This window comes from Ruegeria sp. D1(2025), from assembly GCF_056536425.1.
Genome location: NZ_JBQFPO010000007.1, coordinates 1 through 13594, shown reverse-complemented (window position 1 = coordinate 13594; position 13594 = coordinate 1). Strand labels below are relative to the sequence as shown.

General features: G+C 55.5%; 9 protein-coding genes. 5 read left to right on the top strand and 4 right to left on the bottom strand.

All coding sequences use genetic code 11. The annotated features are described in order from the left end of the window. Positions 1 to 88: 88 nt before the first annotated feature. From ACR1XU_RS15870 to ACR1XU_RS15850, 5 genes are all read left to right on the top strand, one after another. A complete protein-coding gene (locus tag ACR1XU_RS15870; RefSeq protein WP_480915632.1) occupies positions 89 to 1048 on the top strand; it encodes a LysR family transcriptional regulator in 960 nt (319 codons plus the stop codon). Between the two features lie 183 nt (positions 1049 to 1231). After that, positions 1232 to 2116, top strand: a complete 885-nt coding sequence (locus ACR1XU_RS15865) for a MurR/RpiR family transcriptional regulator (protein WP_170611449.1) — start codon at positions 1232 to 1234, stop codon at positions 2114 to 2116. A 2-nt stretch (positions 2117 to 2118) separates the two neighbouring features. After that, positions 2119 to 2961 (top strand): carbon-nitrogen hydrolase family protein, encoded by an 843-nt coding sequence (locus ACR1XU_RS15860; RefSeq protein ID WP_480909643.1) that lies wholly within the window; start codon positions 2119 to 2121, stop codon positions 2959 to 2961. Positions 2962 to 3137: 176 nt separating this feature from the next. Beyond that, complete coding sequence (locus ACR1XU_RS15855) at positions 3138 to 5522, top strand: GcvT family protein (RefSeq protein WP_480915631.1); 2385 nt, start codon at positions 3138 to 3140, stop codon at positions 5520 to 5522. A 125-nt stretch (positions 5523 to 5647) separates the two neighbouring features. Further along, positions 5648 to 7624 carry a CocE/NonD family hydrolase gene (locus ACR1XU_RS15850; protein WP_480909556.1) on the top strand — a complete coding sequence of 659 codons (1977 nt, stop codon included), beginning with the start codon at positions 5648 to 5650 and terminating at the stop codon, positions 7622 to 7624. 164 nt (positions 7625 to 7788) lie between these two features. On the opposite strand, the gene ACR1XU_RS15845 is transcribed toward ACR1XU_RS15850, so the two are convergent. From ACR1XU_RS15845 to ACR1XU_RS15830, 4 genes are all read right to left on the bottom strand, one after another. Then, positions 7789 to 8898 carry a TylF/MycF/NovP-related O-methyltransferase gene (locus ACR1XU_RS15845; protein ID WP_480909554.1) on the bottom strand — a complete coding sequence of 370 codons (1110 nt, stop codon included), beginning with the start codon at positions 8896 to 8898 and terminating at the stop codon, positions 7789 to 7791. A 238-nt stretch (positions 8899 to 9136) separates the two neighbouring features. Continuing rightward, entirely contained in the window at positions 9137 to 10240 is a 1104-nt protein-coding gene (locus ACR1XU_RS15840; RefSeq protein WP_480813619.1) for an alginate O-acetyltransferase AlgX-related protein, read from the bottom strand. A 1-nt stretch (position 10241) separates the two neighbouring features. Further along, a complete protein-coding gene (locus ACR1XU_RS15835) occupies positions 10242 to 11633 on the bottom strand; it encodes an MBOAT family protein (protein WP_170611461.1) in 1392 nt (463 codons plus the stop codon). A gap of 12 nt (positions 11634 to 11645) precedes the next feature. Beyond that, entirely contained in the window at positions 11646 to 13505 is a 1860-nt protein-coding gene (locus ACR1XU_RS15830; protein WP_480909552.1) for a rhamnan synthesis F family protein, read from the bottom strand. Positions 13506 to 13594 lie beyond the last annotated feature (89 nt).

Below are 13594 nucleotides of genomic sequence, written 5' to 3'. Positions count from 1 at the left end.
GCATCAGGGCGACAAGAAGATGTTGCGCGCAGATCTGTCATAGACCAAATAGATAATGTGAATAGCCATCATAGATCTGGTTAATGCCATGAAGGAGACCAAGGCGGAAAGACTGGCGCGGGAACTGGACTGGAACCTGCTGCGCACCTTCATGTTTATCGTCCAGGAAGGCAGCCTGACCAGCGCAGCCAACCGGCTGAGATTGCGCCAGCCGACGATAAGCCAGGCCTTGCAGCGGCTTGAAGCCCGCACCGGCACCAAGCTGATCGAGCGCAGTCCGTCAAGTTTTCGGGTCACGCCGGCCGGCGAAACCCTGTATCAGGAATGTGTTGAAGTGTTCGGAACCATCACGCGCGCCGTGCAGACAGCCCAAACCACACGGGATCATCTGACCGGTCAGGTCTCCATCGCCACAACCAGCCGAATTGAAAGCCCTTTCTACGACAGGGTTCTGTCTGATTTTCACGAACAGAATCCCAACGTGACATTTGAAGTCAACGTCATGTCCAGCGCAAACGTCCAGCGCAGTGTTCTGGAGAAGAACGCGGCCGTGGGCTTTTGCCTGGCCCACGAAATTCACCCCAGACTGAATCACGAGATCATGTATAGATCTTTCTTCAGCTTCTTTTGCGGCCCGACGCATCCTCTTTTTGGGCAAGCGGATTTGAAGCTGAGCGACCTAAGAGAGTATTCGTCGGTCTCGTTCAAAACCGACCAGTTGTGGGACGCCCTAAGGCCGGTGGCCCTTTTGCGGGCGCAGCAGGCGCTGGACAAGAAGGTTATCGGATACACGTCTAATCTGGACGAGGCCTTGCGGATGATCATTGCCGGGCTGGGGTTTGGCCCTCTGCCCGTCCACTTCGCCCGCCAATACGTGGCGCAAGGCAAACTCTGGCGACTGCCGCCTTACACCAACGAACCGGTGATCGATTTTTTCATGGTCCACCACAGTAACGCGCGTTTGAACCCCGCAGAATTCGCCTTTCTTGAAATGTTTAAGGCCAGAATATCCAGTACTCCGCTAAGCAAACGCACATACTCGGACTGACATGCCGACACCGCGACACAGGGCATCGTACGGCTCGGATGTTTTCAAATGATACAGTTGTCGCGAAATATTGCACGAACGTGAAAATCATCCTAGCATCGCGCTCAGGCTGTTGGGTTCGGGCCATGTCAATACACCCGGAAACATCAACGTGAGCAACCTCCTGTTCTGAGCACTTGTAGTATGAGCGATTATCAGCAAATCGGCGAACGCCTGAGGGACCTTTACCCCGACCTTCCCCGCGTTCTGAAAATCGTCGCGACCTACATGCTTGAGCATCCGGGCGACATCGCGACACTGTCCATGCGCCGTGTGGCAACAAATGCGGGCGTTTCCCTGCCGAATTTTTCCCGCATGGCAAAAATTCTGGGGTACGAGACCTATAGCGAGCTGCGTGACGTCTATCGCAAACAGGTGCAGCAGCACGACATCAAGGATTATCACCTGCGCGCCGTAACCATGAGCGACTCGGAAGACAGCCGCAGCAACATCAGGTTCTGGGAGCAGTTGCGCGACGCAGCGCTGACCAACGTATCTTCTCTGTTCGAAGCCAACGACCCGGAGCACATCGCCGAGATCGCCCGCATGTTGAGCAAAAGCAGACATGTCTATCTGGTGGGAATGCAGGCTTCGCAAACCCACGCGTCTTACCTGCACTATCTGGCGGGAATGACCAGCGGCAAATTCCGCCTGCTTCAGGCCGCGGGCGGTGTTCTGGCCGACTCAATCACCGATATCTCGGAAAAGGACACCGTGATAACAATCAGCCTGCAACCTTGCGCCAACGCGGCCATTCAGGTGTCCGAATTTGCGCAGGAACGAAAGGCGAAGGTAATCGCGATCACCGACAGTCCCGCGTCGCCTATTGCGATCATGGCAGATCACACACTGCTGGCTCAGGATCAGGCCCCGTTTTTCTTTGGCTCCTTTGCCGGCGTAACGGTGCTGATCGAGGCACTGATCGGGTTCTTCACGATTGAGGAACGGGCCAGCGCAACAGACAGAATCAAACAGATTGAAGCGGATCGCATCAGGCTGGGAGAGTATTGGAAGGACAAGGAAGTCTGACAATGTCGAAGGAAGAAACACTGGCAATTCTGGCGTGTCAGATCCGCATTCCGCAAACGAACTCGGCGCAGGAACGCGACGATCATCTGGCGCAGTCCACGCAAAGAGTATCCGAGGAACTGGCCGCCCGGCCTGCGGACCTGGTGGTCTTGCCCGAATTGTCGAGCATAGATTATTCCCGCGCGGCGTTTTCGCGTCTGGACGATATTGCCGAACCCCTGGACGGTGCTTCATTCCGCGCTTGGCGTGATGTGGCGCTAAAGTTCGGCGTTTTCGTTTCCTACAGCTTCGCGCGCAGAGGGACAGACGGCAACTATATCTCGATTGCGGTTGTGGGACCGGACGGCAATCTTGTCGGGCATTATGACAAACTACATCTGGCCCAATACGGCGCCTCGATGGAGAAAGAGTATTTTGAGCGCGGCGCGCATCTGCTGACTTACGAAGTCCGTGGGTTCAGGATCGCCCCTATCATTTGCTACGACATCCGCATTCCCGAGCTATGCCGCACCCTGGCCGTCGACAAGGGTGTTGATCTGATAACCCATTGCGGCGCCTATTTCCGGGATGAATCCTTCCCCACCTGGCACGCCTTCGCGACCACCCGAGCGATGGAGAACCAAATTTTCCTGATGTCGCTCAACCGCGCCGGTGCGCAGTATGGAAATTCGCTGTTCTGCTGGCCCTGGATGGACGAAAACAAGGGCCCCGTCGCGTTCCCTCAGCATGAAGAAGCCTTGAAACACATCGTTTTGGAACGATCCGTTCTGAATCAGGCCCGCACCGATTATTCTTTCCTGCGGGACCGGCTGGAAGACTATGATCGTCTTCCGACCCTGATCTAACAAACCTCGCAATACGCCAACGATTGGCTCAGGACCGCTCGGGAAATTTCCGGAAGGGTGGTGGAACTTCGCGCTTGCTCACTAAATTTAGCGAATGATAAAATTAGTTATACAAGTTTTTCAAACTTAATATTCTGGGCAAAATTGGCTTTGAATCAGAATCACAGGAAAGCGAAATGACTGTCCCAGGCCACGCTTCAGTAATTGTTATCGGCGGCGGAATTATGGGGTGCTCGACCCTGTACCACCTGGCAAAAATGGGGGTCGGCGATGCGATCCTGCTGGAACGCAACAAGCTGACCAGTGGTACGACGTGGCACTCTGCTGCACAGGTTCGCGCACTTCGCCATTCGCAGAACCTGACCCGTATGATCCAGTATTCGGTCGATCTTTATTCCCGGCTTGAACAGGAAACGGGCCAGAATGTTGGCTGGATCCAGAAAGGCAGCTTGTCCATCGCCACCTCGGACGGGCGCCTGACGCATATCCGACGGCAAGAGGCGCTGGCCAGAGCCTATGGGGTCACTGCGCAATCCATCAGCGCAGGCGAGGCCAAGGAACGCTGGCCGCTGATGAATGCCGAAGATGTCATCGGCGCTGTCTGGTCGCCGGACGACGGCCGTGTCAGCCCTTCGGACGTGTGCGCCGCACTGATCAAGGCTGCGAAAGGTCTGGGCGCAAGGATTTTCGAGGATACCGGGGTCACTGGCATCCTGACTGAAAATGGCCGCATCAAGGGCGTTGAAACAACGGCCGGCACGATCACATGCGATGCCATTGCCTTGTGCACCGGGCTTTGGTCACGCGAAGTGGGCGCCATGGCCGGCGCCGCCGTGCCTGCTCTCGCCTGCGAACATTTCTACCTGCTGACCAAGCCAATCGACGGAATTGTCGGAAATACTCCAACGCTTAGCGACCACGACAGCCATCTGTACATCCGCGACGATTCAGGCGGCTTGCTGGTGGGTTGCTTTGAACCTATGGGCAAACCGGTGAAACCCGGCATTCTGGATGAAAACTTTGTATTCAGCCTACTGCCCGAGGACTGGGACCATTTCGAGCCGATGATGATGAACGCGCTGCACCGGTTACCGGCGCTTGAGACGGCCGAGGTCAAAATGCTGCTCAACGGGCCCGAAAGTTTTACCCCGGACGGCATGTTCATGCTGGGCGAGACGGCGGAGACACGCGGGCTCTATCTGGGCTGTGGCCTGAATTCGGTCGGGGTTGCTTCGGGTGGCGGCGCCGGGATGAACCTGGCCCATTGCATCGTTCACGGACACACGGCGTATGATTTAGGCGAAGCGGATGCCAAACGTTTTGCGCCTGTGTTCAACTCGCTGGATCATCTGATGGCCCGGGCGCCGGAAATACTGGGAACCCACTACGAAATCGCATATCCCGGCCGTCAGCTCACAACCGCGCGGAACCTGCGTGCCCTGCCGCTCGAGACGGAATACAAAGCAGCGGGCGCGCATTTTGGCCAGTTTTATGGCTGGGAGCGCCCGCTCTACTTCGGAAAAACCGCCGAGCCCGCAATGAGTTTCGGCAAACCCGACTGGTTCGAAAACGTGGCGAATGAAGTCAAAGCCGCGCACGAGCAAGCGGCTGTCTTCGATGCGTCATCCTTCGGCAAGATCGAGGTTGAAGGTCCGGATGCCGAGGCGTTCCTGCAACATACATGCGCGTCCAACATGGCCAAGCCGCCGGGCAGTGCCGTCTATACTGCAGTACTGAATCAACGCGGCACCTATGAAAGCGACATTACCGCCCATCGGATTGCCGATAATCACTATCGCCTGTTCGTCGGCACCAATGCGATCAAACGGGACCTCGCCTGGTTCCGCCGCCACTCGGAAGGGTTTGATGTGACCCTGACCGACAGCACCGAGGACTACGCCGTTCTGGGCCTGATGGGTCCTGACGCCGCACGGATCATCACCGAGGCCGGTGCGCCCGAACTGACCAGACTGGGCTATTTCAAGGTCGGTCCCGCGCACATCGCCGGATGCCATGTTCGGGCCGTGCGCATGTCATATGTCGGGGAACCGGGCTGGGAGATCACCATGCGCGCCGAAAACGCCCCCGCGGTTTATGCGGCACTGACGGCAGCCGGCGCAAAACCGGCGGGCCTGTACGCCCAGACCGCCATGCGGATCGAAAAGGGATTTGCCGCCATGGGTCATGAACTGGACAGCGACACGTCCCCTGTTGAGGCCGGGCTGGACAGTCTGGTGTCGAAGAAGAAGCCCTTTATCGGTTCCGAAGCGCTGGCACAGCGCCGCGAAACGAGTTCACGCCATCTGGTCACGGTGATCATCGAGGACGAGGCGGCGGTGCCACTGGGACATGAACCCATCTATGCCGGAGACAAGATTGTGGGTCATACGACGTCCGCCGCTTTTGGCTATCGTATCGGCAAGCCGGTTGCACTCGCCTATGTCAAACTGAAAGACGCTGATGGCGTCAGGGTCCATTTGGATATAGCCGGCAGCCGGTTTGCGGCGAAACTTCAATATGCGTGTGCGTTTGATCCGGAAGGCGCACGGATGCGCAGCTAAGACGCCACCGCGCGGTGGTGAAAAAATCCGGCGCGGTGGAACCGAAACATGTAAAACGTCGCCAAGTTCCGAATTCACTGGTATCCGGGTATGCAAGCCGGTCGCAGAAAGGGTGACGTCCGAAAATGCCAGTCGAAATCATCGAAAACACATGGATACCACTACCGGACGGGCGAAAGCTTGCCGCAAGGATCTGGTTGCCGGAAACAGGGCCTTCCCCTGCGATTCTGGAGTACCTTCCATACCGAAAGCGTGATGGGACTGCGCCGCGGGATGAAACAACCCATCCTGTGTTTGCCAAGGCCGGGTATGCCTGCATCCGGGTCGACATCGCCGGAACCGGCGACAGCGAAGGCCAGTTCGATGATGAATATTCCGAGCAGGAACTCAGCGATGGCGAAGCCGTTCTGAACTGGATCGCAGCACAGGACTGGTGCGACGGAAACGTCGGCATGATCGGAATTTCCTGGGGCGGGTTCAACGGATTGCAACTGGCTTTCCGCCGTCCTGCCGCGTTGAAAGCGGTCGTCAGTGTCGCCTCGACAGTCGATCGTTACGCCGACGACATTCACTTCATGGGCGGGTGCCTGCTCAGCGACAACGTCAACTGGGGGTGCCAGATGTTTGCCTACCTGACGCGCCCGGCTGATCCCGCTTTGCGACCTGATTGGCGCGAGGACTGGCTGAAACGGCTTGAAAACGTGCCATTTTCAGCCGCCGACTGGCTGCGCCATCCCACCCGAGATGGGTTTTGGAAACATGGCTCGGTCTGTGAAGACTGGTCAGCCATTCAGGCCCCCGTTTTGGCAATCACCGGCTGGGCGGACGCCTATGTCAACGCGCCCCCCGCGCTGGCCGCCAATCTTGAAGTACCCGCAAAGGCTATAATCGGGCCCTGGGAACACCGCTATCCGCATATTGCCAAACTGGATGCCGGGGACTTCCACTCGGAAGTCATCAGGTGGTTCGACCGATGGCTGAAAGGGCAACAGAACGGGGCCGAGGATTTGCCCGCCTATCGGACGTATATGCAGCAACATTTCAATCCGACCAAGGAAAACAAGCCAAGACAGGGGCACTGGATCGCCGAAAGCCAATGGCCCTCACCCAATGTTGGTACCCAGCGCTGGCACCTGCGACCGGGTGGATTTGCGGACGCTCCTTTCGCCGAAAAAGCGACGGTGGCCTGCCCCTCGCATATCGGACAGGCAAGCGGGTATTTCTGTCCGGGCATGCGGATAGATAACGAGTTGTCCGAGGATCAATCTCAGGATGATGCACTGTCACTTTGCTTCGACAGCACAGCAATGCAAAAACCGCTGGACCTGTTGGGGCGCGCCCGGCTGAAACTGTCCTTCACCGCGGACAAGCCGGTGGCGCAACTGGTCGCGCGTCTGTGTGACGTTGCCCCCGACGGAACGTCGCAGCGGATTACCTACCGCGCGCTGAACCTGACGCATTGCAACAGCCATGAGACACCAGAAGTATTGGTGCCCGGAAAGGTCTATGAAGCGGAAATCGTATTGAACGAATGCGCCCACCGCCTACTTCCGGGACACATCCTGCGTCTGGCGCTGTCCACCTCATATTGGCCAATAGTCTGGCCTGCACCCAACGCTGCACAAGTGACGCTGCTGCTGGAACACTCAGCCCTGTTGTTGCCCGTGCGGGACGTACACGAGGAAATCGCACCATCAAATCCCGGGCCGGTTCAGGATTATCCGACACTTCAGGCCAGTCAACTGCGGCCACCTTCTGGACGTTCGGAGCGCTCGGTGGAAGACGATGGAACCGTGGTCCTTACGACATTTGACGATTACGGCAAGGCCACCGATCCTTATCATGGCATGACAGTTGGCAGCCATGTGGCCATGCGTTACGCGATCCACCCGGACGATCCGACAACGGCACAGTACAAAGCCAACTGGTCATTTACGTTCGCACGAGGCGATTGGCAGGTTGAGATACATACGGAAGGACAAATGACCTGTGATGAGCAGAATTTTTACTTGGAAAGAAAACTGCGCGCGACCGAAGGCTCCGAAAAATCCGAAGTCCTGACAAAGGAATGGCGCGAGACAATCCCGCGTGGACTTCTTTGACAATACTGGTCACGGCAAGGCGACGGCCGCGGAACCTCGCCAGTCCTTCTGCAGGGTCTGCTTCAAAAGACTGCACCCTATGGCAACAACAAGACCGGTTCTGACACCGTTTGCATGCAGAAAGTGCCGGACACGTGACGCGCCACGTGTCCGGCATACAAATTTCAGGTTTTCAGGATCAAGCCCTGACCTGTCGGCAGAGACAAAATGTGAAAGTTCATCTCCCGGCTCAGCTCATCCATCGCCTGTTTCTGCAGTTCGAACCCTTTCTGAGCATAGTCATCCAGAAGCACAATTCCACCGGGCACGATTCTGTCCCAAACGAACCGCAAGGCGTCTATTTCCGGTGCAGGGTTATTCAGGTCGATATGAACAAATGCCAGTTGTTCGCTCGTCAACTGATCCAGCGTGTCAGGAATAAAGCCAACCACAATCTTGGTGTTTTTGAATTCCGCAAAATTCGCGCGAACTTCATCGGCACTGATCGCATAGAAGCCATTAGACAACGCGGCGGTGTTGTATTCGGACAGGTGTTCTTTGCCTTCTTCCGCGCCTTCAATATGTTCGGGCTTCATCCCGGCAAATGAGTCGAAGAGGAAGATGGTTTTGTTCTGGTTGTTCCAATCCAGATCAAGCATGGCACCGGATGCCAACATGCCGTAATTCACTCCGAACTCGGCAAAATCGCCCGGAAGCGCCATGGCGGTTCGCATGCACCACAGACCGACATGGAACCGCCAGTACCAGTGATGGTCGATGCCGCGGGCGGCTTTCGAACCCCGTTCATACGCTTTTTTGAAAGCGGGATCCTGCATGAAATCAGAGCTGTGAATGGTGCTGAGCCCGTCAAAATCATACACACCCTTTAGTTCGGATGGACGACGTTTTTCCTGATAGCCATAGTTGACGAAATGGGTCCAGGGATCCTGACCGCTTGCGCCAATTTCCGGGTAGGCTTTCACGTAATACTCGGGGTCGAACCAATCAGGATGGGCTGGTGCGGCGGATGGCTTAAGGCCTTCCCGATAACCGTGCTTCAGGTAGTGAGACCACGGGTCCATTCCCTTTTCACGGACGGCCGGATTGGCACTCAGGTAGAACTCGGGATCAAACCAGTCAGGATGGGTTGGCGCGCCCGACGGTTTAAGTCCTTCCTGATAGCCGTGCTTCAAGTAATGAGACCACGGATCTATGCCTTTCTCGCGAATCTGAGGGTTGCTGTTCAGGTAGTATTCGGGGTCGAACCAGTCGGGATGCGTCAAGTTGCCGTTCACTTATCGTTTCTCGTGTGAGTGGGTGGATATCTCAGATAGGATGTTATTCCTACAAACTTCTCCGGTTTTTTCCATAGGCGGAGTTCGGGACCATCTCCAAAACGGCATAACAACTGCTACTTTGTGAATCGGCCGCTTCGCTAAGCGATCTGTTCCGCCGTGTCGGCGAGAATGCTGGCCTTTCCGCCGTAAACTTCAAAGATTGTTGCCATGACAATCTGGTGATCAAAGACCCGCATCAGTTAGACGCCTTGAGTGTTTCATGCAGGTGCCAGCCCGGTATTTCCCAGTCGACAAACTCAAAGATGAGATAGTCAGGCTGAAACGCTTCGACTGCGTTTCTATCGTAGGCGCCGTGCGCATGATGCGACCACCGTACTTCACTGAAAACTGCGCCCAGGAAAGGTCGAAAGAACCCAAACGTGAAGCTGTCCCCGATAATCTGCAGTTTGGGTTTGCCCGAGCTACCGTCATCGAATTTGACAATGTAGGAATTCATCGAAACATGGTCTTCGAAGTCCTCAACGCTTTGTTCTTCGACGGCCCGCAACATGGTCATGTCCAATTCGGGAATTGCCTCACTATCAGCGGCTTCGCTGAGCCCCATAAACTGGTCGAGAACACCGAAATACGTGCCTTCATTGTAGCCGATCAACAGAGCCTGCGGGGGTGGAAGATTTTCGGCCAGGCCCAGTCGGCTCATCGCGTCATAGAAGACGACATAGGCACCGAAACTGTTCCAGTGGGTATCCCGTTTGTAATAAAGAGGCGTTTCGTCAAGATCATAGTCCTGATAAACGACATAGGGATCCGTCAGGGGTATGTTCTGGTCTGCCAAATTCTTGATGATGGCCCGTTGTTCAGATTTCTCGAACTCGTCTGTTTGCGCCCAGGACGGCATATACTTGTTGTAGACAGCGTGCTTGGTCGGAACCGGAATAGCCAGAAATTCGGCGCCAACCTTGTCTGCCAGGTCCTGCGCCTCGAGCACATAGTTTGTGATACTGGTGACGCGCCAAGGCAAGAATTCCAACCCGCTTGTTCGTTCAATGACCGACGGCGCGTTGTAGTACATCCAGCCTTCCCGCCCCACGATGACCTTCGCGTTGCCCTGGCGGTTCACTTTTTTATCCAAGGACTTCTTGGCCAAAATCATCTGATTGCGAAGGCCGATATTGTCGGAGACAAAGTCATCGACCCCTGCAAAAAAGTCGTCCAGTCCGGACAGTGAATCCGGGAACGCAGGAAACTCAGTTTGTGCGCGGTTTTCAAGATTGAGATCACTGCTGAAAAACCCGGCCAGGACGGGTATGAGCAGGCATATGAGCAGTATTTTGTCCATGTCAGAACCGGAAATACAGGAATGGGCTATACGTGCTGTTGGCCACGAACATCAAACATACCAACAGCAGGAAAGTGAACCACATATTAGAGAGCCAGCCAATTCTGTTGGGGCGTTTCCAGATGCGGTCGCGAACCGGCCGTGGAACCAAGCCGAAGAAAAGACCAATCGCGAAGATCGCCATGACTTCATTGCTGACCGTCAGAAAGAACTCGGGGGATATCACGCCATCCCCCGAGGCGCCGAACATGTGGCCAAGGTAGTCAACCGCGTCACCCAACGTCTCGGCCCGGAAGAACACCCAACCGATCAGCACCACGAGCAACGTGTAGACTCGTGCAAAAACAATCTGACGGGGTTTGCCAAAGAACCGCTCAAGCGTCAGAAAACTACCGTGCCACAGGCCCCAGATGACAAAGTTCCACGCGGCACCATGCCAGATACCGGTCGCAAGAAAGACAATCAGCAGATTGATGACCGTACGAACCTGACCGTGACGGTTTCCGCCCAGTGGAATGTACAGATAGTCGCGAAACCAGCTGGACAATGACATATGCCAACGCCGCCAGAACTCGGTCATGGACTTGGACACATATGGGTCGCGGAAGTTGGTTGGAAATTTGAACCCGAAAAACAGACCCAGTCCGATCGCCATGTTCGAATATCCGGCAAAATCGAAGAAGATCTGAAGGGCATAGGCCACAGCGCCCAGCCACGCTTCCCCCATGTCCAACGCTGGCCCGAGTGAAAAAGCGTGGTCTGCAATTGGTGCGACCTTATCTGCGATGATGACCTTTGACGCCAGGCCCAGGACGAAGAGCTTGGCCCCAACCGAGCGCCTGCTGCCGGTATCAAGCCGCTTTCCCATCTGCGTCACAACGGACCCAAAGCGCACAATTGGGCCGGCAATCAGCTGCGGGAAAAGAATGATATACAGCGCAGTGCGCAACAACGTCGGGGACTGGTATTTTTCTTCGTCGCTATGACGATACACGTCGACCAGTTGCGAGATTGCCTGGAACGTAAAGAACGATATGCCCAATGGAAGCGCAATTGTCAGTTCGGGCAGGAATCCGACCCCGACCGAGCGCAAGTTTTCGGCTACAAAGCCGTAGTATTTGAAGAACCCGAGCAGCGATAGCAGGGCCGCGATACACAGCGAAACTACCAGCCGCTTATGCTTTGTTCCCTTGATCTGATAGACCGTGCCAGCATGCGTGATCGCAATGGCCGTAAAGATGAGCGGAAGGTACTTCAGCTCTCCCCAGCTATAAAAGATCACGGAACCGCACAGCAGAAGGATATTCCGCGTGTGGGCAGTTCTGGTCAGATAGCATCCTGCCAATATCAGCGGTAGGAACGCATACAAAAAGGTCGGGCTGCTGAATAACATCCGTCAGGCTGCTCACTTCTGGAATTGCGACAAGTCGCGATGCTTGTTCTTTTTCTGGCGTTTGATACCAAGCGCTGCACCGACCGATTTGAGCGCCGGCCTGCAAAACCTTTCGAACTGCCGCAATGTGCTGGGTGTTCGGCTGCGGTGAGTTTCACCATTGACGTAGGAAATCAGGTGCCCGTGCGGTGCGACGTGCTCCATCGGGAAATAGGAATACAGGCTGTCCATCTTGTATTCCATCAACGTCGTGCTCTGGGCGGCCACATAGTCCGGCCAGACGGTCGCCGACATGTAACCCCGGGCCTGTGCGACATAGGTCATGGCCCGTTCCTGGCCGTGCGCCAACCCGCCATCCACATGATTGGGTTCCTGATTGTATTGCGAATACTGGTATTGATCGTCAAACATCGGCCGCAGGGCGTCCGGACGGAACCAGTACACGGTGCCGTATGCGGCCAGAGGCGAATAGGGTTCTTCCGGGACCGAGCAGTTCAGGTCCTCAAGGATTTCAGCAAAAATCGGCCGGTTGTCGTACCAGGCGTGCCCCATCGACCGGTAACCGGTATGAATCATGGGCGCAAATGCCATGCCCACATGCTGGTGCGTGGCAAAGAAATCCAACAGATGAGACACGTATTCCCTGTTCGCCAGGACCGAGTCAAAAATGAAGTTTTTGAAGTATTTCCCGGTGGTTGGGTGGACTTGAGGTGACTTCTTGGAATGCAGGCGGCAAACCAGGTCATAGTCCTTTTCCATCACCACGTCTTTGAGGTCGATATACAGCGAGGACATATCCCGTCCACGGTTTTCGCCCACGACACGCACATCTGCCTCAATTCCAGCGGCTGCGCATTTTTCTTCCAGGATCGCTTTCTTCTCGTCCGACGCGGTGGTGATATAGAAATCAAACGGGTGTGGAATATTGCTGACCCGGTCAAAAATCTCTTCAAACGCTTCGGTGTAGTAGAGATGCGCACAGGCCGCGATTTTGAGCGAAGGATCCCATTTTGGCGTTCCTTCGTATGATTTGCTGTCAAACGTAAATTGATAGGCCAGATTGGTGTGCAGCGACCGCAATGAAGTCGTCTTCAACAGAACCTGCCACATCAGGTTCGTCGGATAGTCGCTGTTTTCTTCCAGATAGGGAATGATCCGGTCCAGGTTGATCTGATATGCATCCTGAAGCGCCGGAGAGCTGTAGAACGGGTGCAGCAGGATAAAGGGGCACCGCGCGTCTTCCAGCGTTTCTTTTATTTCCAGCAGAAGCGGATGGTCCGTCTCATAGTCTTCAGGTTTGATGAACGCACCGCCTTGGAAGCCGTGCTTGATCAGATAGGCCGCCAGATCCGGCGTGGTACCTGGTTTGTTGCCAGGCGAACCTTTCCTTGGCGTGTGTTTTTGCAGGAACTTTTGAAACGGCTCCGATTGCAGTACGTTCTGACCCAAAGTCAGAAAGATACTAACGAGTTGCCGATCGTTTTCTGACAACGCTTCGTCTTTTCTGCTGGCGATTGACCAGAAGTCCAGATCGCTTTGCGCCGCCATGCTGGCCCGCATGGCTTCATAGGGGTAGACGGGACCGATCAGGTCACAATCCATAAGGGTCAATTCATCCAGCGCCTGGATCTGATCCAAACCCAATTGGCTGATGCAGCCCAGATACCCCCGGATGTGGTCCCGCGGTTGTTTCTCCAGAACGAAGACCTCGTCGCTGCATGCATTCAGCTCGGCCAGGCCATCGGAATCAGGCGTTCCGTTGGTTACAACCCAGATACGATCGAAATCCGGTCGCAGAGACGCAAGGCAATGCGTGGCGTACCCAAGGACTTCACCCTTTTGAAGCTCCAGATTGTAGATTAACCCGCGCATCACCCCTGCTCCTTTTTTGCCCATGTGCTGAATTGGTTGAGGCCGTCCCTGACGGAGACCTGTGGGGACCAGTTCAGCAGGCGGCGTGC